At 41.3% G+C, this 22,779-nt stretch carries 21 protein-coding genes; 12 read left to right on the top strand and 9 right to left on the bottom strand.

All coding sequences use genetic code 11. The features are described 5' to 3' along the window. The first annotated feature begins 47 nt into the window (after positions 1 to 47). On the top strand, positions 48 to 473 hold the full coding sequence (locus tag DSM08_RS06315) for a Dabb family protein (protein ID WP_149525362.1): 426 nt from the start codon (positions 48 to 50) through the stop codon (positions 471 to 473). A 573-nt stretch (positions 474 to 1,046) separates the two neighbouring features. Here the strand turns inward: DSM08_RS06315 and DSM08_RS06320 are convergent. The 3 genes from DSM08_RS06320 to DSM08_RS06330 all read right to left on the bottom strand — a co-directional run bounded on the left by DSM08_RS06320 (position 1,047) and on the right by DSM08_RS06330 (position 3,372). Further along, positions 1,047 to 1,955 (bottom strand): transposase, encoded by a 909-nt coding sequence (locus DSM08_RS06320; RefSeq protein WP_149525363.1) that lies wholly within the window; start codon positions 1,953 to 1,955, stop codon positions 1,047 to 1,049. 169 nt (positions 1,956 to 2,124) lie between these two features. Then, positions 2,125 to 2,433 carry a DUF4342 domain-containing protein gene (locus DSM08_RS06325; RefSeq protein WP_149525364.1) on the bottom strand — a complete coding sequence of 103 codons (309 nt, stop codon included), beginning with the start codon at positions 2,431 to 2,433 and terminating at the stop codon, positions 2,125 to 2,127. A 153-nt stretch (positions 2,434 to 2,586) separates the two neighbouring features. After that, entirely contained in the window at positions 2,587 to 3,372 is a 786-nt protein-coding gene (locus DSM08_RS06330) for a sulfite exporter TauE/SafE family protein (protein ID WP_149525365.1), read from the bottom strand. Positions 3,373 to 3,562: 190 nt separating this feature from the next. Between DSM08_RS06330 and DSM08_RS06335 the strand changes: the two genes are divergently transcribed. The 4 genes from DSM08_RS06335 to DSM08_RS06350 all read left to right on the top strand — a co-directional run bounded on the left by DSM08_RS06335 (position 3,563) and on the right by DSM08_RS06350 (position 6,682). After that, positions 3,563 to 4,111 (top strand): YeeE/YedE family protein, encoded by a 549-nt coding sequence (locus DSM08_RS06335; protein ID WP_149525366.1) that lies wholly within the window; start codon positions 3,563 to 3,565, stop codon positions 4,109 to 4,111. Positions 4,112 to 4,117: 6 nt separating this feature from the next. Next, positions 4,118 to 4,531 (top strand): DUF6691 family protein, encoded by a 414-nt coding sequence (locus DSM08_RS06340; RefSeq protein WP_149525367.1) that lies wholly within the window; start codon positions 4,118 to 4,120, stop codon positions 4,529 to 4,531. Between the two features lie 137 nt (positions 4,532 to 4,668). Then, positions 4,669 to 6,045, top strand: a complete 1,377-nt coding sequence (locus tag DSM08_RS06345; RefSeq protein ID WP_149525368.1) for an MBL fold metallo-hydrolase — start codon at positions 4,669 to 4,671, stop codon at positions 6,043 to 6,045. A 10-nt stretch (positions 6,046 to 6,055) separates the two neighbouring features. Then, entirely contained in the window at positions 6,056 to 6,682 is a 627-nt protein-coding gene (locus tag DSM08_RS06350; RefSeq protein WP_149525369.1) for a Crp/Fnr family transcriptional regulator, read from the top strand. An 18-nt stretch (positions 6,683 to 6,700) separates the two neighbouring features. Here DSM08_RS06350 and DSM08_RS06355 read toward each other — a convergent pair whose 3' ends face one another. The 5 genes from DSM08_RS06355 to DSM08_RS06375 form a co-directional block, all read right to left on the bottom strand. Further along, the gene (locus DSM08_RS06355) at positions 6,701 to 7,285 is read right to left on the bottom strand and encodes an RNA polymerase sigma factor (RefSeq protein WP_149525370.1); all 585 of its coding nucleotides are present in this window, start codon (positions 7,283 to 7,285) and stop codon (positions 6,701 to 6,703) included. Between the two features lie 171 nt (positions 7,286 to 7,456). Then, positions 7,457 to 8,290, bottom strand: coding sequence for a hypothetical protein (locus tag DSM08_RS06360; protein WP_149525371.1), 834 nt, complete (start codon positions 8,288 to 8,290; stop codon positions 7,457 to 7,459). Between the two features lie 19 nt (positions 8,291 to 8,309). Next, positions 8,310 to 10,001 carry a RagB/SusD family nutrient uptake outer membrane protein gene (locus tag DSM08_RS06365; protein WP_149525372.1) on the bottom strand — a complete coding sequence of 564 codons (1,692 nt, stop codon included), beginning with the start codon at positions 9,999 to 10,001 and terminating at the stop codon, positions 8,310 to 8,312. A 9-nt stretch (positions 10,002 to 10,010) separates the two neighbouring features. Further along, positions 10,011 to 13,427: a SusC/RagA family TonB-linked outer membrane protein gene (locus DSM08_RS06370; RefSeq protein ID WP_246172492.1), complete on the bottom strand. Its 3,417-nt coding sequence runs from the start codon at positions 13,425 to 13,427 to the stop codon at positions 10,011 to 10,013. Positions 13,428 to 13,682: 255 nt separating this feature from the next. After that, a complete protein-coding gene (locus DSM08_RS06375) occupies positions 13,683 to 14,873 on the bottom strand; it encodes a FecR family protein (RefSeq protein WP_187773991.1) in 1,191 nt (396 codons plus the stop codon). A 207-nt stretch (positions 14,874 to 15,080) separates the two neighbouring features. On the opposite strand from DSM08_RS06375, the gene DSM08_RS06380 reads away from it, so the two are divergent. The 6 genes from DSM08_RS06380 to pstB all read left to right on the top strand — a co-directional run bounded on the left by DSM08_RS06380 (position 15,081) and on the right by pstB (position 20,429). Continuing rightward, positions 15,081 to 15,623, top strand: coding sequence for a TlpA family protein disulfide reductase (locus DSM08_RS06380; RefSeq protein WP_149525374.1), 543 nt, complete (start codon positions 15,081 to 15,083; stop codon positions 15,621 to 15,623). 117 nt (positions 15,624 to 15,740) lie between these two features. Further along, on the top strand, positions 15,741 to 16,886 hold the full coding sequence (locus DSM08_RS06385; protein WP_149525375.1) for an Sb-PDE family phosphodiesterase: 1,146 nt from the start codon (positions 15,741 to 15,743) through the stop codon (positions 16,884 to 16,886). Between the two features lie 204 nt (positions 16,887 to 17,090). Then, positions 17,091 to 17,966, top strand: coding sequence for a PstS family phosphate ABC transporter substrate-binding protein (locus DSM08_RS06390; protein WP_149525376.1), 876 nt, complete (start codon positions 17,091 to 17,093; stop codon positions 17,964 to 17,966). Next, positions 17,956 to 18,846 (top strand): phosphate ABC transporter permease subunit PstC, encoded by an 891-nt coding sequence (pstC, locus tag DSM08_RS06395; protein WP_149525377.1) that lies wholly within the window; start codon positions 17,956 to 17,958, stop codon positions 18,844 to 18,846. The genes DSM08_RS06390 and pstC overlap by 11 nt, the downstream gene beginning before the upstream one ends. Then, a complete protein-coding gene (gene pstA, locus DSM08_RS06400) occupies positions 18,836 to 19,693 on the top strand; it encodes a phosphate ABC transporter permease PstA (RefSeq protein ID WP_149525378.1) in 858 nt (285 codons plus the stop codon). Before pstC ends, pstA begins: the two co-directional genes overlap by 11 nt. Beyond that, entirely contained in the window at positions 19,683 to 20,429 is a 747-nt protein-coding gene (pstB, locus tag DSM08_RS06405; protein ID WP_149525379.1) for a phosphate ABC transporter ATP-binding protein PstB, read from the top strand. Before pstA ends, pstB begins: the two co-directional genes overlap by 11 nt. Before the next feature lie 67 nt (positions 20,430 to 20,496). Here pstB and DSM08_RS06410 read toward each other — a convergent pair whose 3' ends face one another. Beyond that, positions 20,497 to 22,026, bottom strand: a complete 1,530-nt coding sequence (locus DSM08_RS06410) for a SulP family inorganic anion transporter (RefSeq protein ID WP_149525380.1) — start codon at positions 22,024 to 22,026, stop codon at positions 20,497 to 20,499. 205 nt (positions 22,027 to 22,231) lie between these two features. Between DSM08_RS06410 and DSM08_RS06415 the strand changes: the two genes are divergently transcribed. Then, entirely contained in the window at positions 22,232 to 22,678 is a 447-nt protein-coding gene (locus DSM08_RS06415) for a hypothetical protein (protein WP_149525381.1), read from the top strand. The last annotated feature ends 101 nt before the right edge of the window (positions 22,679 to 22,779 follow it).

The raw sequence follows: 22,779 nt of genomic DNA on the forward strand, positions 1-22,779 counted from the left end.
GTAAATTAGTATATTTATTGTTTACAACATCAATCTAAACATTACCTATGAAAAGAAAAGCATTTATCGGAAGCCTCCTTGTGGGAGCAGCGGCAGGCTCTGTCCTCAACAGCTGTGCAGAACCTAAAACAAATACTACAAATATGGACACATCCCTATCAAAGGAAACAATTGTACACTCAGTTTATTTTTGGCTCAAAGAAGGCATTACAGCGGAAGAAGAGAAGGATTTTTTGAATTTCTTTACAACCCTCAGCAAGATAGAAGGTATCAAGGAATTAAAATATGGCAAGCCCGCTCCGACAACCCCACGCCCCGTCGTCGACAACTCATTTTCATATCTCCTGCTGATTACCTTCAACAATATGGATGAAATAAACGTGTACGAAAATCACCCTGATCACCTCGCCGCAATAGAAATCTACAAAAAGTACTGGACGAAGGTAGAAGTAAAAGACGCGATTCTGATGTAACAAATAGCAGACGTTAATCAAATCCAATTCTAACCTCAATCATAACCCTTTCGGAGCGGCTATGATTGGGGTTTGTATTGGGTTTACATTGGGTTTGAAAGGGAAGTGGGGTTTAGGTGTCTTTTAGATGTTAGATTTTAGATATGAGACAGTAGAGTCTGAACCAGGAAAGGAAGGATTTAAGGATTCGCGGGATGTTTCGTTTGGATGTTTGTTTTGAACCAGGAAAGGAAGGATTTAAGGATTGTCAGGATCTAGTACGGTGTTAGATGTTGGTCTTAATCGTAAGTTTCAGGAGACGTTTAGTGAAACGTCTCTACGCATTGGCGTCCAATTGGCTTCTATACAATTTTGAACCATATAGGTGGTAATCATGGCGAGCCGCGTAGAGACGTTTCACTAAACGTCTCCAACATTAGCAGATTATTGATCCTGACCATCCTTACATCCTTTTTTTTCTGGTTCAAAGACAAATCTCACGTCCAAAATCTAACCTCTAATGTCTCACATCTAAAATCTAAATTCCGGTAGCCGCCATAGGTCTAACTACTAAGTACTAAATACTAATGCGAATTAAGGGTTGAAAATAGGCTTTATGAAACAGGCTGTTAATTTACCGAACACATGTACTAATAGTCCTTTGGTAGATCTGACCTTACTTGCGTTTTGTATCTGTGTTTTTTCATTTATCCAATTAAAAAAGGATTCGATTGGTTGTCTTACCCTAGATACTGCTCTTGAAAACAGATCATTATAAGCACGATCCCTGTTTTTTAAACAATCCGGCTTTCCTTGGGTTTCCCTTATCGGGGTATACATAATTGATTTCTTTTCTTTATAAAACCACTCGAAGAATGGGGCGTCACGGTATATCTTGTCACCAAAGAACGTCCTACCTGCGATGGATGCCCAATTCTCCTTAAATATGTTCAGGTCACTTTCAGATGCCTTGCTTATTACTATGCTTTCCGGACGAGGCAGCTTGGATTTGTTATAGCTGTTGAGCGCATGAAGTTTTAATCCAAAATACCAAAGCCTCTTCGTTGAGCAGAAGCTTTTATCCGTTATCTCCAGAGCTACCTTTGCTCTTCTAGTCCCACTGCAGGTTATGATGGGCATAGAGTCCAGTAAGGAAAATTCTTTGGAGCACTCTTCTGGAGCAAAGTCCTCTATAACTGACTGACAGAGAGATCTCAAAACATCAAAAAGGCGGTTGATACGGGTGTTGAATGCTACGTACGAAGTTAGCTTGGGAAACCAATCCATCAGATAATCCGAGGCGAATTTATGAATCTGCTTGATCCTTAGCCGCTGTTCCTCGTGCACACTGAATAAATAGATGGTCAAAACCTCCTGATCAGTAAAGTCAGGTTTGTTATTGTTTGAAAATCGCTGACAGTAATATTGCAGTTCACTGTCATATTTATCACACACATACTGGTATAATTTTATTAATTTTAGAGCCTTGGCCTGATTGATCATGTTGTTTTATAATGCTTAAGGAACATTATAAATATACTGATAATCAGGCTTTTATACAAGTTTTCGACCCTCTTTTTAAGAAGATTTTTCCAATATATTTCAACCCTTAATTCGCATTACTAACTACTATAAAATAAAAAGAGATGCCTCGGCATCTCTTTTTATTTTATTAATGGACTTCAATATCTCTAGGGCCATCGTTCTGCTCTGGGGCAGCTTCTTTTTCAGGTTCTGTAGGCTTCTCCGAACGCTCTACTGTGATTTTACACTCCGTTAGTAATGCTGCTAGTGCACCAACGGCTGCGAATATGGGTGCTAATACGACACCGATAACACCTAGGGTCACAGGGAAGCTCATGATCTCTTTTCCTGATTTGTCTGAAATGCTGATCTTTGTAACATTACCTTCAGCAATTAATTCCTTTACTCTTTTTAATAAGTTCTCACCTGTAATAGTGAATGTTTCTTTGATTGACATATCTCTTCTTTTATTTGATTAACAATTATTTACGTTACTTGTTTAATTTGTTATTCAAAAGTACGTGAACTTCTTAATATCTGTAACTAGGAATAGGTTAAAAGAGTATAAAATTCGGTGAACTACACGTTTTATTCGGTGAATTCGATGAGACTAATGCAACTCTTGGTAGAGGATCCATATTGCCATGAACAGTACAAAATAGCCAAAGAAAGGTTTTAATTTTGCAGCATCCGCTTTTTGGCTTATCCAGCTGCCGAGGAGCATACCAGCGAGTGCGATTGCTGTGATTTCGAGCAATAGCGGCCAGTGAATCTCGTCGATATTTGTGCTGCTGATGAAACCAAATAAGGAGTTCAATGCGATAATCAATAAGGAAGAACCAATAGCGGTCTTTAGTGACATTTTATTGAAAATAATCAGTGCAGGGATAATTAGAAATCCTCCACCTGCGCCAACTAATCCAACTAAGATCCCAATTAATATTCCCTGAATGATTATTTTTCCAATTTGGTCATTTGCTTGATGAACGTCTGTTGCTATCTCCTTCTTCCAGATCATATTTAGTGCAGCGAAGACCATTAGCACTGCGAAAAGCAACATTAAGAGCATATCCTTACTGAGCATCCAACCGTTAATCTGGATGATATCATTTGGTATTATAGGGTGTATATAACGCCGAGAGACAAATACCCCCAAAATGGACGGAAGTCCGAAGAATATGGAAGTCTTAAAATCCACTTGTCTTTTTAAGGTATACGGTACAATACCCGCCAAGCTGCTGATGCCCACGATAAACAGGGAATAAGTCGTCGCTAAAAAGGGATCGATTGCAAATAAGTAAACCATGACCGGGACAGTTAATATACTACCTCCAGCACCGATTAACCCCAATATCAATCCTATACCTATAGCTGCTATAAATCCTAATATTTCCATTCCTTCTATAATTTGATGGTTCAAAGGTGACAGTTTCGCTTTGCTATTTTGGTTACCTTTGTTACAGAGGGAGATTACTGACCTAGAAATGATCAATTAGGAATGGGGTGCGTATGCGCTTGTCGGTGTAACTTATGTTACCATTCGTCTGTTATCAGGGCAGTACCTTTGTAAAAAAATGAAAGGAAATATGGAATTAATTTTAGGACCCTGGCCATGGTATGTGGGTGGAGCGCTTGTTGCGCTAATCATGGTGGCATTAATCTATCTAGGGAAAAGCTTCGGATTCTCATCCAATTTTAGGAATCTCTGTTCTGCATTGGGCGCTGGAAAGTCCTGCAGTTTTTTTGATTTCGATTGGAAAGCACAGCGTTGGAACCTATTGTTTCTTGTAGGATCTGTTATTGGAGGTTTTGTTGCGGCGCATTATCTGTCCGACAATCAAGTGCCAGCGATTTCGGAAAGCAGTATTGTACAGTTAAAAGCAATAGGCATTGAATCCGCCGGAGCAGCGTACTCTCCTTCGGAAATTTTTGAAGTGATGAGTGTAAAGAACATTCTTATTTTAGCGATTGGAGGTCTTTTAATAGGTTTCGGTACACGTTACGCAGGCGGCTGTACCTCCGGACACGCAATATCAGGTTTGAGCGATCTGCAATGGCCATCTTTGGTGGCGGTAATCGGATTTTTTATTGGTGGGCTAATGATGGTTCACGTATTATTCCCCTTAATCTTCTAGACTATTATGAGAAAAGTATTATTTATCCTTTTAGGAATATTGTTTGGTGTGGTGATGTATAAAGCGGAAGCTGCGTCATGGTTTCGGATTTATGAAATGTTCAATTTCCAATCATTTCATATGTATGGATTTATCGGAACGGCACTTGTAGTTGGTGTAATTGCTGTGCAGCTGATTAAACGCACGCGTGCGAAGGATGTAGACGGTGGTGATATTGTTATTGCCGATAAGGCAAAATCTATTCCTCGCTATCTTATTGGAGGTATCCTTTTCGGCTTGGGTTGGGCTTTAGTAGGGGCATGCCCTGGTCCGATCTTTGTTTTATTGGGTGCTGGCGTTTATCCGATGTTGATTGTAATCGCATTCGCCCTATTGGGTACTTATCTTTATGGTTTGCTGAAACATAAATTGCCTCACTAATCTATCGTTCTGTGTAACATTTGTAACTGTCTATGCTGAAATTAAGCTATAGCTTTGTTATATTATGAAAGTTTCTATTGTCCACGTTTTAATTATAGACAATAGGGACAAGTTTTAAACGAAATATAAATTTAAAGATGTTTTTTCAACAAGTTTACGACAAGACGCTAGCTCAAGCTAGTTATTTTATAGGCTGCCAAGCAAAAAAAGTTGCGATCGTTATTGATGCACAGCGAGATATCGATGTTTATTTGGACATTGCAAAGCAGAACAATTTGGAGATAACTCACATCGCTGAAACGCATATCCACGCTGACTTTCTGGCCGGTTCTCGCGAACTCGCGGAGGTTACTGGCGCAAAGTTATATCTATCAGATGAAGGCGGCGAGAATTGGCAGTACGAATTTGCACACGAGGGATTAAAAGACGGGGATGTAGTTAAAGTTGGGAACTTGAGCCTTACCGTGATGCATACACCGGGGCATACTCCGGAGAGCATCAGTTTCATTCTTCGCGATCATCCAGCATCCGATGAACCTGTTATGATCTTTACAGGCGACTTTGTTTTTGTTGGCGATATCGGCCGACCTGATTTGCTTGAGGAAGCGGCAGGCTTGATCGGTACGAAGGAAATTGGCGCAGAACAGATGTTTCAATCATTGAAGAAGTTTGTGACATTGCCCGATTATGTTCAGGTATGGCCTGGCCATGGCGCAGGTTCTGCCTGTGGGAAAGCCCTAGGAGCCGTGCCTAGCAGTACAGTTGGGTATGAAAAAATACGTAATTGGGCTTTCCAATTCGGCGACGACTATGAAGGTTTTAAGAACTATCTATTGAGCGATCAACCGGAGGCTCCAACCTACTTTGCGATGATGAAGAAGCTAAACAAGATCGATAGACCATTGTTAGTGGAAGTGCCGACCCATCCGACCTTGTCTATTGAGGAAGGTTTGGCGAAAACAGATAGTATTCTAGTCGATACGCGCAATAAGGTCGAGTTTGCCAAAGGACATGTAAAGGATTCTATAAATATTCAAAATAATAATTCTCTTGCGAATTGGGCCGGTTGGATGTTGCCTTACGATAAGAAATTGGTTATTGTGGCTGAAGAGGGGCGTCAGGAAGAGATTACGCGAAAGCTGATGCGTATTGGAATGGATCATATCCACGGATTTGTGACGGATTTATCCGGTGTGCCTTTGGAGGAAACAAAGCTTGTCGATGCTGATACGGTTGCGGCTTGGAAAGATAGGGATGATACAGTTCTATTAGATGTTCGAGGTAAAACAGAATTTGAAACGGCTCACATTCCTGGAGCAATTCATAAATTTATTGGTAACTTACCGAAGAAACTGCCAACGGAGTATAAAGACAAGAAAATTATTATACAATGTCAATCCGGTGACCGCGCCACAATCGCGACCTCCTTTTTAGAAAGGAACGGATTTGAAAAAGTTTATAATTATGCAGGCAGTTTCATTGATTGGAAAAACAAAGGAAAAGAAACAACCTAGCAAACGCTTTATGAGTTTAATAGCAGACGCTTATCAAAATATATTAGAACCCGCCTTGATCGAAGAGATTGAGGCGGTTGCTATTATGAAGACTTTCGAAACTGGAGAAGTCATTATCGATATTGGACAGTATGTGCGCTCCATGCCACTGTTGATTGACGGCGCCATTAAAATTGTGCGTGAAGATTCGAAAGAAGGGGAGATTCTGCTTTATTATTTGGCCAAAGGAGAGACTTGCACGATGTCGATTGCTTGTTGCGTTGGGACGAAGAAAAGTGAGATCAGAGCACAAGCGGAGATGCATACCTTGGTGGCGATGATCCCCAATCAATATTTAAATGAATGGCTCGCCAAATACAGCTCCTGGCGGGAATTTATCCTGAGCAGTTATTCTTCCAGAATGAACGAGATGTTGGGCGCTATTGACAACTTGGCGTTTTCCAACATGGAAATGCGCATCATGAATTATTTGAAAGAAAAGGTAAAATTGACGGAAAATCCGATTTTGACTTTAACGCATCAGGATATTGCTTCTGATTTGAATAGCTCTAGGGTCGTGGTCTCTAGGATATTAAAAAAGTTAGAAAACGAAGAACAGATTGTGCTGCTAAGGAACGAAATTAGGGTGTTAGTTTAGTTGCGCCTGCTATAGATGTCAGTTCGTTGAAATCAAGGATATTAGCATGGCATAGAATGAGATATCCTTATTTTTGAATGTTTCTTTAAGCAATGAGATTGCTTTAGAGCGCGCAAAGTAAACATTGTTTGCGCTTGTCCCCAATTCTGACGATATCTCGTCAGCATTCTTACCCTCAAAAAAGGACATTTTGAAAATTTGTGCCTGCTGCTTGGGCAGCTTCTCTATTTCTTTAACGATCAATTCCAGCAACTCAAAGTATATGATCTTAGTCAGCATATCCTTGTCTGGATTTTCTAATTCATACAACCACTCTTCTTCATGCTCGAATCGGAGGCGTCCTTGCTTTACGTAATCTAAGCAAGCATTTTTGGTGACTAGATAAAGGAAGGACTTAATGGTTTCCGCGCAGCTAAAATTTGATTTTCTTTCCCATAATTTGACATAGGCGTCGGAAACGATTTCCTCGCTAATGAGTTTATCTTTGACCATTTTCATCGCAAAGAAACGGAGTGAATGGGCATAACTATCCATGAAGAAACTGAGGGCTGATTCTTTTCCAGCGCGCAAATCAAGTATTTGCTGTTCAAAGTTCTTATTCATGTGATTTTTAAGTTGTATAACTGGCTACCGTAAATTTAACATTAAAAAATGAAATGCAAGGGCTAACTATTAGTCTAATCTTAGCTTAGACGTTAAAAAAGCAAATATGACAAAGGGCTGTATCTCTTTCGATGATACAGCCCTATTCACACTAACTATTAATTTATTGATTTATTCGGCTCGAAATACCCAAAACCATGCGGTTCCCCAGGCTGCGGCGCCCGGCTCGGCATAGCTGAGGATCATTTTTTCGTTGTTCAGAATCATAATGTCGTATTCATAAACCGGTGCATTGCCCTCATTTGGAGATTTGCCACATAGTACGGTGACACCTCTTGTAGTAAGTTTGCCTTTTGCCCACACGGTTCCGTCATCAAGCTTGGTGACTTTGGTCATATCAAATGAGAATGCTCCTTCTTCTTTTTCTCCTGTAGATTTTGTCTTGGTCAACTTGGCTCCCCGAAGGCTGAATGTCATCTTTGCGCCAATGCCTTCACCCGGTGCTTGTCCGTTAATATCGGCTTCTTTCAATGTCCACCATGCCGGAGCAGAGTTGCCTAGATAACCACCATTGCCCCATACGGCGGGTGCTGTTTCATCCCATTTCCAATTCCGTTCGGTTCCTCCAGTTAGGTATCCCCATTCTAATGGTACAGGAAAGGTCAGTTCATCAACTGTTACTTCCACTTTTTTAGTGATTTTGGTGCCCTCTGGATTTAAACCGGTGAAGATGATTTCACTCGTTCCTGTGGTCACCAATAGAACGGTATCGGTTTTTTTCTGTGTGGTTCCGGTTCCAAAGTCCCAAGAAGAAAGAACGGGACTTTTATTGTCAAGCACGACTTTGTTGGATTTCTTTCCATTGATGATCACTGGAGCCGCCGTAATGTCTAATTGGTCGGCAGTAATGGTACTGCCAAGTTCCATACGGTCTTCAATCGGCTCGCAGGCATACGCCAATAATCCGAGGATTAGGAGACCGATATATGTTATAATTTGTTTCATGATTAAGCTCTATTTGATATTACCAACCTGTAAATTCCGCTGCAGGCGTTCCCCAACCTTTGTTTTGTGTTAATACACCGTCGGTTAGGATTATTTCTGAGTTTGGAATCGCCCAGAATCCACCCGTTGCTTCATAGCGAGCTTTATATCCGCCGCCAAAGCCTTTCATCGCCGTATTTACGCCTTTGTTTTTGATGGTGACCCCTTCTTGTTTCGCTAAGGCATCTGCCGCGTCATGCCAGCGCATTAGATCGAAATAACGCAATCCTTCGAACGCTAGTTCCCAACGTCGCTCACGCTTTAGCGCGGCGAGAGAATAAGCTACAGCAGGTAGTTTTGCTCTTGCGCGAACTCGATTGAGATTTGTTGCGTCCTCTTTTAGCTCGGCATGCATCAGGAGCACATCGGCGAAGCGAATCAAAACCAAGTCTTGCGTATGTGCAAGTTGATAGTCTACCGCTGCAGCGTCGCTTAATACCGCGTAAGAAGGTAGTAAAGCACCTTCGCGATAGGCGGTTACAGGGATGTACTTCTTTTGCCAAAACCCAGTTTCTTCCATCTGATTATCTGCGCCATAGACGTAATCTTGTAAATCTACATCGGCATTGATAATAGATGCGGTTCTTCGGATATCGGTCGGTTCAGCTTGTCGCCATTCGTTCCATAAACTAGTATTGACAGGTCCTGCTCCCCAACCTTGCCCAAATGGAAAAGTGCCGGCAAGCCCATTGTTAGAGCGCAAACCAAAATGTAATAAATACTGATTGGAATATCCGAGAATATATTGATCGCCCCAATCTGCTAAAGTTCCAAATTTAACAGCAAAGACGGTTTCCATATGTCCATCGCCGACCCATTTAAGGTTGTTATCTTTCGCGTATTCGTAGTCTTTCGCGGTATGTTCATTGCTGTACGGCCAAAGGTTTCTAAATTCAGGGACTAGATTGTGTCCTGAGTTTTGGATACAATCCTCGAGATGCTGAATTACTAAATTTTTAGCTATAGTTCCGCCGCCAGCGACTGGCAAGTCTGCTTTTTTATAATAGCCCGTATAGAAAAGATAGGCTCTCGCCAATAGGGCTTGTGCTGCCCATTTTGTTGCATGGCCCGAAGGAACTGCATTATAGGCACGTGCCGGGATCAGCTCTATAGCCTTCTGTAGGTCAAATGCTATTTGCGCGAATATTTCATCGGCTGAAGCCTTTGGTTTGACAGTAGCGACAGATTCGACTAGTAAAGGCACTTCACCAAACATTTGAGCGAGTTCGAAATAATATAGTGCGCGAAGAAAGTGTACTTCTCCGAGCAGTTGGTTTTTCTCAGCATCGCCGCTCCATCCGGATACTTTATCTAGGGTTTCGATTGCCGTGTTTGCACGGAATATTCCCTCGTATCGTGCTTCCCAAAAGTTAAGGAAGCGATCGGGTTGTGTATTCATTAAATGATCTAGACCTTGCATATCACGGTCGTTCTCTCCTCCGCCACCGAAGCGGTCGTCGGATGCGAGTTCGGCCATGTAAAAGTGACTATGCTGTGGGTTGGAAACTGCACGACTAAGGCTGGCATATATTCCGGTGAGCATCTGATTGGCATCTGCCACGTTGACCGGGAAATTTCCTGTATTCTTTTTATCTAAGCTATCGGTGTCCAGGAACTTTTCGCAAGAGGTCATGAGGAATGCGGTAGCTAATAATATAATTGTCTTTTTCATGATCTTCGATTAAAATTTAAGGTTAATACCAAACATATAAGTCCTAGGCTGTGGATAGAATCCCAGATCGATTCCGGAAACCCAAGGTGCCGTATCTCCGTATCCGACTTCAGGGTCCATGCCTGAATAGCCGGTAAAGGTGTAAAGGTTTTGTACGGTGAAATAAAGACGTGTTTGGCTGAATGGTAACTTTGGAAATAGCTTAGCAAAGTCATAACCGATAGTAATATTCTGCAGTTTCAGGAAATCTGCATCTTCAATATATAAGTCGGACACATATTGATTGTTGGTGTGACTTCCCGAGGTTAGCCTAGGTATCTTGTTGGAGGTTCCTTCGCCATGCCATCTACCGAATATTTCCGTCGTATAATTCTGCAAGGGACTATCTGCAAATGAGCGGTAGGATTTAGCCACCTGTTGGCCGAAGGCACCGAAAGCAGTTGCTGCGAAGTCGAAGCCTTTATAGCCTAAGCTGATATTCATACCTGCAGTAAAGTCGGGATGTGGATTTCCAATCATTACTTTATCCGCATCAGTGATGGAGCCGTCTTGGTTTGTATCCACAAAATAAAGATCTCCCGGTTGTGCAGTTGGTAATACCCCAACTCCATTGGCCCTAAGCTCATTAATCTGTTCTTGTGTTTGGAAGACTCCGTTTGTTCTGTATCCGTAGAAATAGCCAATTGGGAAGTCAACCTGTGCACGATACATTTCCGTGGTTCCTTGACTCAGCACATGGTTCTCGCCGTGGATAATGCCTTCATCATTTTCGATTTTCAACACTTTGTTTTTATTGTAGGCTCCATTTATTCCTATGCTATAACGGAAATCCTGTTTCTTATCGCTCCAGTTTAAGCCGAGTTCGACACCCTTATTTTGAACTTCACCACCGTTCACATAGGGTGCACCCGTTCCGAATATTTTTGGGATCGGCGCTTGTACCAACCAGTCAATTGTTTTCTTGTTGTACCAGTCGAATACAACTGCGAGCCTATCTTTTGCGAAGCGAGCGTCGAAGCCTATATTAAGTTGGTCTGAGGTTTCCCAAGTGACAATTGGATTGGAGAGAATATCAGGGTAAGCGCCCTTAATCAACGTATTCTTATTGTTTCCGAAATAATAGCCATTGCGATTATCGATGGCTACGGTGGAAAGGTAATTGAAGTTCGGGATACTTTGATTACCATTTTGTCCCCAGCTGGCGCGTAATTTAAAGAAGTCCAGCCATTCGGAGGATGCTTCCATAAAGTCTTCGCTGCTCAATAGCCAACCAACAGAAACAGAAGGGTAGTATCCCCATCGTTCGCCCGTTGCGAAATTGGAGGAGCCATCGGCACGGAGACTTACACTGGCCATATATTTTTCCTTATAGTTGTATATCGCACGCGCAAAGAATGAAGCAAGGCTTCCTTGTCCCCATCCCATTCCGCTTACTGCAGGAATATAGCCATCATAGCCTTGGGCATTGGAGATCCAAGCATGTTCCCAGCTATTTGGGAAGGATGAGTTGGTATGTGTCGCACTTAGGTCCGAGCCCATGCCTGATTTCTCTAAAGACTGACCGATGAGGAAGTCGAAATCATGGCCACCGTTCGTCGCATAACGGTAGTTTACTGTGTTTTCAACGACCCAACTGTATCCCATTCCTTGATTTTGGGAAATATCGTCATCAGCGTTGACCAAAGTGGTTGATAGTTGGTAGGCGGGGGTGTATTGTCTGTAGTTGTAACTGTTCATTTTATAGCCGAAGCTGCTTCTCCATTTTAGATTTTTAATGGGTTGCACTTCCAGGTAGGCATTGATATTCAATGCGTGACTGTTGCTTAAGTTTTGACCTCTGCGGTACACCATCTCAGCAATAGGATTCGCGATAGCGCCATCCAATCCCCATTTGTCGGCAACTTTGCTTGGTTGATCGTAGTATTCGCCTTCTGCATTGTAGAGTGGAAGCAATGGGTTTCCAACCAACAAATTGTGGATATCATTCCAGAAAATATTTCCGATACCCAATCCCGTTTTCTTATTAAATGTATATGTAATGTTTTCGCCAAATTTGATGATATCGAACGCTTCATTTTTTAGGATGACATGATCGGAATTTAAGCGGACGTTATTTCTTTTGTAGTCTGGCTGTACCGGTTTACCAAAAATTCCCTCCCGGTGGCTGTTAGAATAACCAAAGGAGAATTTGGAGGCGTCAGTTCCGCCGAGGAGAGAAACTGCTGTGTTAAATAAGGTTGCATTTTCGTTGTACGCCTCTTTAATCCAATTTGTGCCATTCCATGTGCCATCTTGGATTTGTTGGTATTGTTTCGGAATAATGCTTTCCCAATTATACGGGGTTGAACCCTCATTAAATCGACGTTCATCTTGAATGATCATATATTCCTTTGCCGTTAGGAGGGAGGGCAGCTTTTGCGCTTGCTGCATACCTAAGTAGGAATCGAGATAAACAGACATTTTGCCGGCTTTTCCTTGTTTGGTCGTCACAAGGATAATCCCGTTAGCTGCTCTTGAACCGTAGATTGCCGCCGATGCTGCATCTTTCAATACATCGATACTTTCAATATCAGCAGGGTTTAGGTTATTGATGTCACCCCCCGGTACACCATCTATAACATATAGCGGGTTGGAGTTGTGTATCGTTCCGAGTCCGCGTATCGTGACTTTATAATTCTCCCCGGGCATCCCTGAGCTTTGGGTAATTTGGACGCCGGGGGATTGGCTTTGCATGGCTTCGAGTACATTTGGCGTGCTGAGTTTTTCGATGTCTTCCCCTTTAACCTGTACAGTTGCACCCGTGTTTAATTTCTTTTTCTGAGTTCCATAGCCAATAACGATGACCTCATCCAAATCGCTCATTTCTTCCTTAAGGTTGATGCGTACGGCAGTTCTACCGTTCAATGAAGTTTCAGAGCGCAAGTATCCGAGATAGGTGACAACGATTGTTGCATTGCTATTTACACTTTCCAATTCGAAATCACCTTGTTCATTTGTTGTTGTTCCCAAGTTGGTACCTTTGACAGTCACCGAGGCTCGGGCAATCGGTTTTCCATCGTCGCCAACGACCTTTCCAGAGATTCGTTGCTGAACAGCGGTTCGATTTTTCTCGCTATTATCGATCAATCGTTTCTGCAGGTCCGTTCGGAGAATAATCGTTCCGCCCGATATCTCCCAAGAGATGGGTTTGTCGGCGAGAATCAAAGCCAATGCTTTCTGTAGTTCGACCTGTTTCAATTCGGCGTCAATCTTGGTATTCGCTAATTCTTTTCCTTGCAGCAAAAAGGGTGTGCCACTTTGTTGCTGCACTTTCCGCATGACCTCAATCAGAGGGCTATTGACCGCTTTTAGCGAGACATGCTGTGCGAAACCATTTGCAGATAGCTTAAACACACATAAGACGGTTAAAAAAAAGGTTAATTTCATATGGAGTACCCATGGTTTTATTTTTGGTATTGCGCAACTGCGCGTACCATCGTTTTGTTGTATAAAAATCATATTTTTGTACAATTAGGATTAAACATTGGTTAAGGATTAAATTCAGCATTTCGTTCTTGGCTCAAGATTATCTTAATATCTGCCGAGCAATGTTGCAACCATTGTTCGGTATTTTTTTGATAATCTGATGCCTGTTCAGGGTGGTATCGATTTATTCATGGTTTGTCGTTAATAGGTATGATTTTAAGGGAGTACAATTAGTTTAGGTTCTTTACCTTGATGATCTAGCTTAAATTTGAGTCCGCTTTTTTCCAATAATGTCAGCACCTCTGCAAGGTTTTTATTACGTTCGATCTCTCCGTAGAAGTAGGTTGCCGGAATGGTGCCATTATATCCCACTTCGATGTCGTACCACCTAGAGATATCCTTCATTACTTGGCGTAAGTCCGTTTCGTTGAACAGGAACTTGTTGTTTTTCCAGGCGATGAAGCTCGTGACATCCACCGTTTGAACCCTCGCCTTTTTGTTTTTCCAGGTTAGCTGCTGATTCGGTTTTAGGCTGGACAGCTTCTGCCCATGTAATACATTGACGCTTCCTTCCACTAATGTTGTTGTGATGTCTGATTCGTCGGGGTAAGCAGAGATATTAAACTCTGTTCCCGTTACGTGGACTTCCTGATCTCGTGATGTTACGATAAATGCCTTTTTCATCCCTTGATGGTAAGATTCGTTTACCGAAAAGTAGGCTTCACCCTCTAACTTCACTACTCTACGCTCTTGAGGGAATCTTAAAGGATAACTAAGTTGACTTGAAGCATTCAAAAAAACCGTTGAACCGTCGGGCAAGGTGACTTGATATTTCCCGCCTTTTGGAACTTGTACGGTCGCAGTCAACTTTGAAAGTTCTTGATCATCGAGCTTGAGTAAGTCTGTTCCGTCTTGATAGGTTAATTGCTCGTTGATCTTTATTCCGTCTTTATCAGCTCTTAATTGGATGGTCTGACCGTTGGAGAGTCTCAATTCGGCTTTATTCTCAGCTGGCTGTATGTCGCTAAAGGAAGTTGGAAGTTGACTTGCTTGTTTTTCCCAGTTTGGGATTAGGAAAACGTATGAAATAGCGGCTAGAAGTATGATTGCTGCGGCATATCCCAACCAATTATTTCTGCGTTTTAGTGGTCTTTCCTTCTGGCTGTCTATTTTCTGAATAGTTTTTGCTTTTAAGCTATTCAACCAATCTTCGCTATCGTCGGATTTTAGTTGTAAATAGGAAAGTGCATCTTCATACAGTTCGTCACTTTGGATGAGTTTATCGAAAAACTGTTGATGACTTATATCTTCCTCAAGCCATTGGTTCAATTCAATAGCGTCGGTTGATGACAAATTTCCCTCTAAATGCTTCTTGATGAGAGCAGCAATTTCAGCACTTAATTTCATGTTGTTTATAATGGTTGTTACTTGTTCAAACGACAGGGGCGGATAAACCTTAGTAGAAAAGTGAAATTTTTTGAAGCGACAGATTATGGCCATCAAGAGTTTTCATCCCTGTTGGGGTTTTTATGGAATGATGAAAATTTTTAAAAACATAGTTTTTCCATATTTTTGAGACGGAATCGTTTGTTTGGTATTCTTAAAATGTAATTCATGAAGTTTAAATATCCTTTCGCCCTCTCTTTCTTGATTTTTTTTCTTTTTACTTCTGTTGAGCTAATTGCACAGGAAGAAGTAACAGTGACTTCGGACAGCGATGTTGATTCCTCTGACTTGGCATTGGTTGATAAAGATGGAAAGCTGATCAAGTTATCGGAAATGAAAGGGAAAGTGATTGTTTTGAATTTTTGGGCTACCTGGTGCCAGCCCTGTATAGCTGAACTACCTTCTTTAGAAAAACTTTATTCTTCTTTAGCGTCTGAAGAGGATATTGTATTTGCGGCTGTTGAGATGGATCAGGATCCGGAGAAAGCGGCGAAATTCTTTAAAAAGAGAAAATATAGTATTCCTTTATACTCCTTAGGTTCAGCATTGCCCTCACAAATGCATACGAACTCTATCCCGATGACTGTCATCATCGCAAAAAACGGAGAAATTGTAGTGAAAAAGATCGGGATGATTGATTTTGGATCAGCGAAACTTCGCAACAATTTGCTCCAATTAACGAAAGAGCGAGCGGATATTTCTTATCTTTAGTTGAAATCTCTTTCGAAATAGCCTTAGAGGAAGGGTTTTTAAATAAAATTAAACATAGATTTAATATTCTATTAATAACCTGCTTTTATTTTTGGATAAAATAAAATAACCTCTATCATGAAATTTACTTCAGCCCTAGCAAGCGCTTTGCTATTAAGCGTTTCGTTTCTCCAGGCACAGACTGATCCTGGAATTATGCGCCTTCAAGAATTCGCATATCCTGCAAAGCGTCAGATTTTAAATATTCCGAATGTTAATGGTCTCCAAGTGTTGAAATGTGATTTCCATATGCATACGGTCTTTACAGACGGACATGTATGGCCTAATGTCCGCGTACAGGAAGCATGGCGCGAAGGGTTAGATGCAATCTCTTATACCGAGCATATGGAATACAATCCGCATTCAAAAGATGTTAAAGTAGATCATAATCGCTCCCACGATTTGGCGGTAGAACTAGCAAAAGAAAATAATATTGTTTTGGTGAAAGGGACAGAGGTTACTCGTAAAACTCCTCCAGGACATTTCAATGCGCTGTTTATCCAAGACGCTTCTACTTTGGTTGAGAATAATGATTCTGCTTTAGATCAGGAAGCCATCGATAAGGTTGCTGCTCAGAAGGCTTTTATTTTTTGGAATCACCCGGGATGGAAGGCAACGACGATAGAAGGCTCTTACGAATGGATTGATTTTGTTGAAAAAATGTACCAGGAGAAGAAACTTCACGGTATTGAAGTAGTGAATGGTTTAGGATTTCATAAAAAAGCGTTGGATTGGGCATTAGACCGTAATTTGACCATTATCGGAAATACGGATATTCATAACCTAATTGCCCATGATTATAATATTGGGCAGGAGGGTGTACACCGCACCATGACGCTGATTATGTCAAAAGATCGTTCGGCAGCTGGTATCCGAGAAGCTTTGGAAGCAGGACGTACTGTAGCATGGTCTAGTAAATATCTATTTGGCAAAGAAGAGCATGTTAGAAATCTGATGAATGCTTGCGTTTCGGTTGGTGCTCCGTATCATGAAAAGACAAATAAAAATTCAGGATCAACAACGAAGTATTATGAAATATCGAACAATTCTGATCTTTATTTTGAGATGCAGTTGAAATCCGGAAATGGAACAAAACGGATTGTTCTATATCCAGAGTCTAAACAAATCCTAACCGCGGAAGCCGGACAGTCTAAATTATCGTATGAAGTAGTGTCTACTTTTATCCGTAGCGACAAGCACTTAATGTTTGATGTTAAGTTATAATATTCAACTAACCTTTTACAATTCATAATCGAAGTCGTCCAGCTCTGCTGGGCGGCTTTTTTTATGCACTATGCTGTACTTTTGCCGCTAATTAATATTCAGTTCTCATCAACTTTACAATTCTCTTACATGAATCTGATAATCTACCATTACGATAATATTAGCTTAACATTGAGGTAATATTGAAACCTCAATTTTGTAGGGATGAAACAAAAGATTATTAACTATTTCCCGAGTTTTTGTGTCATTTCTCTATTGTTTTTCAATTCGTGTAGTACGAATACGAGTTCGATTAAGATGAAAGGCTCTGATACAGAGGTGAATTTGGCGGTCAACCTTGCTGAAGAATTCACAGAGCTCGATCCCACTTTCAGTATTGCGATTTCTGGCGGTGGTTCTGGTTTAGGGATAACCTCGCTCATGAATGGTCAAGCCGATATTGCAAACTCATCGCGCCCATTATCGGATGAAGAGATTCAACAATTTAAGGAGAAAGATATAGAGATAAAGACGATTGTATTCGCGGAAGATGCAACGGCATTTGTGGTGCATAAAGACCTGCCTTTGGAGGAGCTTTCTGTAGATACACTAGGACTGATTTTAAGTGGTAAGATCAAGAACTGGAATGAGATCATTGAAGTTGATCAGCCTATTAATATCTATGGTAGACAGAGCAGTTCAGGAACGCATTCTTTTATCAAGAAGAAGCTTAAGATTGAATTCTCCAACACTGCAAAGGAAATGACTGGTAATGCCCAGATTATTGAGGGAGTAAAAGCTGATAAAACGGGTATTGGTTATGTGGGAGCTGGCTATGTTGCTCATGATCCGAATAGTGGTCAGAAGGTGAAGATTTTAAAGATTCGCGAAAATGCTACTGCAGTAGCTTACTCTCCATTGGATCCTGACGCTATTAACAATAGCTTGTACTATTTCCAACGTCCCTTATACCAATTTGTATTGGCTAAATCCTGGGATAAAGTAAGGCCTTTTATCAACTTTGAGCGTGGTGGAATCGGTAGAAAATTGATTGAAGATCACGGTTATTATACGCTAGAAAATCAACAACATGAAATATAAAACTCGATTGTCTTTAGACCTTTGTTTTAAATATGTTTTTAAAGCAACAGGTTTACTGGTTCTAGCATTATTAGGCGGTATTCTTGCCATGCTAGTTTATAATTCTTTTTCTTTTTTCCTGGATGTAAAGCCTTTGGACTTTATCACAGGGATGGAGTGGAATCCGACGGCTAATGATCCGAAGTATGGCATGCTTCCGTTGATTCTAAGTACGACTTTGGTGACATTCGGCGCGATGCTAATTGCTATTCCGTTGGGAATTGGTACAGCCGCTTTTATCGCAGAATATGCGAGTCCGAGAGTTAAGAATATCTTGAAACCTACTGTAGAGATGTTGGCTGCAATTCCATCGGTTGTAATTGGCTTTTTAGGTATTGTAGTAGTGAGTCCGGGTATCGCTAGTTTAGCGGACTTGTCGAATGGCTTAAACGCTTTGAATGGTGCTATCCTCTTAGCGGTTATGGCTTTACCTACAATTATTACTGTTGCTGAGGATGCTATTCACGCTGTTCCGAAGACTTATAAGGAAGCAAGCTATGGTGTCGGAGCGACGAAATGGGAAACTTTGATTAAAGTCGTCATTCCTGCTGCTGCGCCTGGTATTATCGCTGCGGTGATGTTAGGTGTTGGGCGTGCCATCGGAGAGACGATGACCGTATTGATGGCAACGGGTAATGCCGCATTGATGCCGACTGGTTTCTTTGACTCAGTAAAAACGATGACAGCGACAATTGCGATTGAAATGGGCGAAGTACCTTATCAAACGACGCACTATTTTGCACTTTATGCCATAGCAACCGTTCTATTTATGATGACCCTTGCAGCAAATATGCTAGGGGAGTATTTCATTAACCGTTTTAGAAAATTCCATGCAGTATAGATCATCGAAATTATCTAAAGTTGTAGAATGGGGTACTCTATTGACTAGTACCACCCTGGTTTGTTTCTTTTTAGTTGTTGTTATTTGGGAGATTGTTTCCAAGGGTGCTGGACAACTTTCATGGGAATTTGTGTCGACTGTTCCAACAGACGGAATGACAAAGGGAGGAATTCTAACTCCAATTATAGGAACTGTATTATTGACTTTGATCACCGCGATATTCTCGATACCATTTGGTGTTTGTTGTGCGATTTACTTGCACGAATATGCGGAGGACAATTGGTTGACCCGAACAATCAGAGCTTCTATTCGTAATCTATCAGGCGTGCCGAGTATCATTTACGGTTTATTTGGTCTGGCACTGTTTGTACAGTCTATGGAACTCGGGACGTCCTTGTTGGCTGCCGGATTAACATTGGGCTTGCTTTCCTTGCCTTATATCATCACAACTACCGAGGAGGCATTAATGCGAATTCCAAACAGCACGCGCGAAGCTGCGCTTGCAGTGGGAGCAACGAAGTTTGAGACCATCAAAGATGTGGTTATTCCCTCTGCGATGTCAGGTATTTTGACGGGAGTCGTATTGACTTTAAGTCGCGCAGCTGGTGAAACCGCACCGATTTTATTCACGGGTGCTGCATTCTATATCAATGGCACCACCGGATTTATCAACCAAGAGTTTATGGCATTGCCATACCACTTATATATGTTATCGACACAGCATCAGTCCATCGATGAGGTTCGTCCTATCGCTTACGGAACGGCTTTAGTGCTTGTTGTTGTTGTCTTTTTATTGAACCTTACTGCGTTCTACATTCGTTATAAGTATAGAAAAAATGAAGTCTAAATTATCAGCTGAAAATTTGAATATCAGCTTTGGAGCAAAGCATGTATTAAAGAATGTTAACATTTCTTTTGCAGAGAATGAGATTACGGCATTGATTGGTCCTTCGGGATGTGGGAAGAGTACTTTGTTGAGAAGTTTTAACCGCATGCATGACCTATCTCCCGATGCGAAGATTGACGGTAGTTTGAAACTGGAGGAACTTAATCTTTATTCCAAAGGTGTTCCTGTAACGGAAATTAGAAAACGTATAGGGATGGTGTTTCAGAAGGCAAATCCATTTCCGAAGAGTATCTATGATAACATCGCTTACGGTTTGAAAATTAATAATCTCCCACATGATAAGGGGGTGATCGAGAAAGCATTGCGCGAGGCATTCCTTTGGGAAGAAGTGAAGAATGACTTGAAGATGCCGGCGACTCGCTTATCTGGTGGTCAGCAGCAGCGATTATGTATTGCGAGAGCAGTGGCTTTACGTCCGGAAGTAATTCTGATGGATGAGCCATGTTCAGCTTTGGACCCTGTAAGTACCTTGAAGATTGAAGAACTAATCACTCATCTGAAGAAAAATTATACCATTGTTATTGTGACACACAATATGCAGCAGGCACAACGTATTGCCGATAAAACGGTATTTATGTATTTAGGTGAAGTGAAAGAAGAGGGACCGACGAAGCAGATTTTCGGAAACCCTTTAAATGAAATGACCGCGAATTATATTAACGGGCAATTCGGATAGAAGATAAAACTTGATAATGCACATCTGATATTGATGCAGGAAAACCGACTTGAAAAAGTCGGTTTTTTTATTTTTTGGGCATGACTTTGTAAGTCGGATCTTCTAGAATATTAACCTCAATAATTCCTTTAGCATTGTCTAATAGCTTAATCGAATCTTCGCTTAAATGACGAAGTACTACAGTTTTCTGTTGGCTAGCATAGCGAGAGGTCAGTTTATTGACTGCATCGATGGCGGACATGTCGACAATTCTTGATTCTCGGAAGTCTATGATAATGCGCTCTGGATCTTGATCAACCTCAAATTTGTCCATGAAGTGAGTCACTGAACCAAAGAACAGCGGCCCATAAATTTCATACACTTTATTGCCATACTCATCGTTTGATTTTCTTGCGCGGATCCGCACAGCACTGTCCCATGCAAAGACAAGTGCGGAGATAATTACACCTACGAGCACGGCTAATGCAAGGTTATGGAGCACTACGGTAATCGCTGCGACCAAAATGCCCACAAAGATATCGGACTTCGGCATTTTGCTCAGCATCTTAAAGAAGCCCCATTTGAAGGTGGTAATAGCTACAATCATCATCACACCGACGAGTGCCGCAAGTGGAATTAATTCGATAAAAGGAGCGCCTACCAAGATGATAATTAGAATAGTTATTGCTCCAATGAATGCGGATAGTTTTGTTCTCGCACCTGCATTGATATTCACTAGGGTCTGCGCGACCATCGCGCAACCTCCCATACCGGTGAAAAATCCATTGACGATATTAGCTGTTCCTTGTGCAACGGCTTCCTTATTGGAGGACCCTTTTGAGTTCGTCAGTTCATCCACCATACTAAGCGTTAATAATGATTCGATTAAACCTACTGAAGCCATAATCAACGCATATGGGAAAATGATTTGCAGCGTCTCTAAGTTTAATGGAACTGCCGGGATATGAAATGGAGGGAAGTCTCCGGCAATACTTGCGATATCTACAACCTTCTTCGTATCGATGCCAATTAACTGTACTATGGCAAATACGATTAAGATTGCTATTAAAGATGAAGGTACCGCTTTGGTGATTTTAGGGACGATTAATACAATCGCAACGGTCAAGGCTGTTAATCCTAACATGGTATAAAGCATGGAACTTGTCATCCATTGTGCTACACCGTTTTCGACGATTTTAAACTGTTCAAGTTGTGCCATAAAGATAATGATGGCGAGACCATTTAAGAAGCCGAACATGACCGGTTGAGGAATCAATCGCACAAACTTGCCCAGTTTGAATGCACCTACTGTTATCTGTAATATTCCGGCGAGTGCCACTGTTGCGAATAGATATTCCACCCCATGCGAACTAATTAAAGCGATCAAGACGACGATGGTGGCTCCAGCACCGCCGGATACCATACCTGGTCTACCTCCTAAGATCGACGTCACTAAACCCATTAAAAATGCTCCATATAATCCCGTCAGCGGACTTAGACCTGCCAAGATCGCAAAGGATAAGGATTCCGGAATCATCGTCATCGCGACGGTTAAGCCGGAGAGAATTTCCGTCTTCCAATTGATTTGTCTTACGTCTTGAATGGAGAATTTGAACATGAATGTGTTTAGTTGGGCAATTAAAAACAGACAAAGATAGGTTTTCGAAATCTAAGAGATTTCAATTTCTGACAATTTTTAATGTTTTATAGGTCTAGTTAATCGTTAAATTTTCTTAGTGAAAAGATTTTTGGCACGGTTGTTTCCTTTTATTTAGCGTAATACGATTTTATACGTTTATCTAAATAAGAAAATTAAATTATTTATGGGTAAATTATTATTAATTTTAGGTGTTTCGATGCTGATCTCAAGCTGCGGTTTGAAGAACTCATCGGAATCTTTCAAAGAAGAAAAGGCATTAAGGGTTGAGTTTATCGGAACAACGACGCCAACCATTTCAAATACAAAAGGAAAAGCCACCTTATTTGCAGTTGCAGCAAACCTAGCTGATGCTGCAGCAACGGAGATTGCTGTGGCAGACTTTGATGCAAAAGCCATCCCATTTAACGTGGATTTCGAATTGCCCAAGGATTACCTAAAGCTTATAAAGCCTGAGGTGACTAAAGGTGATTCGGTGAAGTATTATGTAGCAATCGAATGGGATTCGAATGCGGATGGGAAGATTGAAGAAGGTGATGTCATGATCGACTTTGATAAGCAGTTTCCTCATGTGCAACTCGGAAAGCAAACCCAACAGGTATTTGTGAAGTAGCCGATCGGTAATACGTTAAAATATAAAGGCCACCTGATGTAGGTGGCCTTTTTTATTAACAATATTTTCCGTCGCTGATGTGCTGCCAATCAAATATCGGG

It is taken from the genome of Sphingobacterium hotanense (assembly GCF_008274825.1).
Lineage (GTDB): Bacteria > Bacteroidota > Bacteroidia > Sphingobacteriales > Sphingobacteriaceae > Sphingobacterium > Sphingobacterium hotanense.

Coding starts and splice junctions, on each gene's coding strand:
- pstB (WP_149525379.1), top strand. CDS start 19,683: ATGAAGTCTAAATTATCAGCTGAAAATTTGAATATCAGCTTTGGAGCA.
- DSM08_RS06315 (WP_149525362.1), top strand. CDS start 48: ATGAAAAGAAAAGCATTTATCGGAAGCCTCCTTGTGGGAGCAGCGGCA.
- DSM08_RS06320 (WP_149525363.1), bottom strand. CDS start 1,955: ATGATCAATCAGGCCAAGGCTCTAAAATTAATAAAATTATACCAGTAT.
- DSM08_RS06330 (WP_149525365.1), bottom strand. CDS start 3,372: ATGGAAATATTAGGATTTATAGCAGCTATAGGTATAGGATTGATATTG.
- DSM08_RS06355 (WP_149525370.1), bottom strand. CDS start 7,285: ATGAATAAGAACTTTGAACAGCAAATACTTGATTTGCGCGCTGGAAAA.
- DSM08_RS06340 (WP_149525367.1), top strand. CDS start 4,118: ATGAGAAAAGTATTATTTATCCTTTTAGGAATATTGTTTGGTGTGGTG.
- DSM08_RS06360 (WP_149525371.1), bottom strand. CDS start 8,290: ATGAAACAAATTATAACATATATCGGTCTCCTAATCCTCGGATTATTG.
- DSM08_RS06385 (WP_149525375.1), top strand. CDS start 15,741: ATGAAATTTACTTCAGCCCTAGCAAGCGCTTTGCTATTAAGCGTTTCG.
- DSM08_RS06325 (WP_149525364.1), bottom strand. CDS start 2,433: ATGTCAATCAAAGAAACATTCACTATTACAGGTGAGAACTTATTAAAA.
- DSM08_RS06365 (WP_149525372.1), bottom strand. CDS start 10,001: ATGAAAAAGACAATTATATTATTAGCTACCGCATTCCTCATGACCTCT.
- DSM08_RS06335 (WP_149525366.1), top strand. CDS start 3,563: ATGGAATTAATTTTAGGACCCTGGCCATGGTATGTGGGTGGAGCGCTT.
- DSM08_RS06370 (WP_246172492.1), bottom strand. CDS start 13,427: ATGAAATTAACCTTTTTTTTAACCGTCTTATGTGTGTTTAAGCTATCT.
- DSM08_RS06375 (WP_187773991.1), bottom strand. CDS start 14,873: ATGAAATTAAGTGCTGAAATTGCTGCTCTCATCAAGAAGCATTTAGAG.
- pstC (WP_149525377.1), top strand. CDS start 17,956: ATGAAATATAAAACTCGATTGTCTTTAGACCTTTGTTTTAAATATGTT.
- pstA (WP_149525378.1), top strand. CDS start 18,836: ATGCAGTATAGATCATCGAAATTATCTAAAGTTGTAGAATGGGGTACT.
- DSM08_RS06380 (WP_149525374.1), top strand. CDS start 15,081: ATGAAGTTTAAATATCCTTTCGCCCTCTCTTTCTTGATTTTTTTTCTT.
- DSM08_RS06350 (WP_149525369.1), top strand. CDS start 6,056: ATGAGTTTAATAGCAGACGCTTATCAAAATATATTAGAACCCGCCTTG.
- DSM08_RS06345 (WP_149525368.1), top strand. CDS start 4,669: ATGTTTTTTCAACAAGTTTACGACAAGACGCTAGCTCAAGCTAGTTAT.
- DSM08_RS06410 (WP_149525380.1), bottom strand. CDS start 22,026: ATGTTCAAATTCTCCATTCAAGACGTAAGACAAATCAATTGGAAGACG.
- DSM08_RS06415 (WP_149525381.1), top strand. CDS start 22,232: ATGGGTAAATTATTATTAATTTTAGGTGTTTCGATGCTGATCTCAAGC.
- DSM08_RS06390 (WP_149525376.1), top strand. CDS start 17,091: ATGAAACAAAAGATTATTAACTATTTCCCGAGTTTTTGTGTCATTTCT.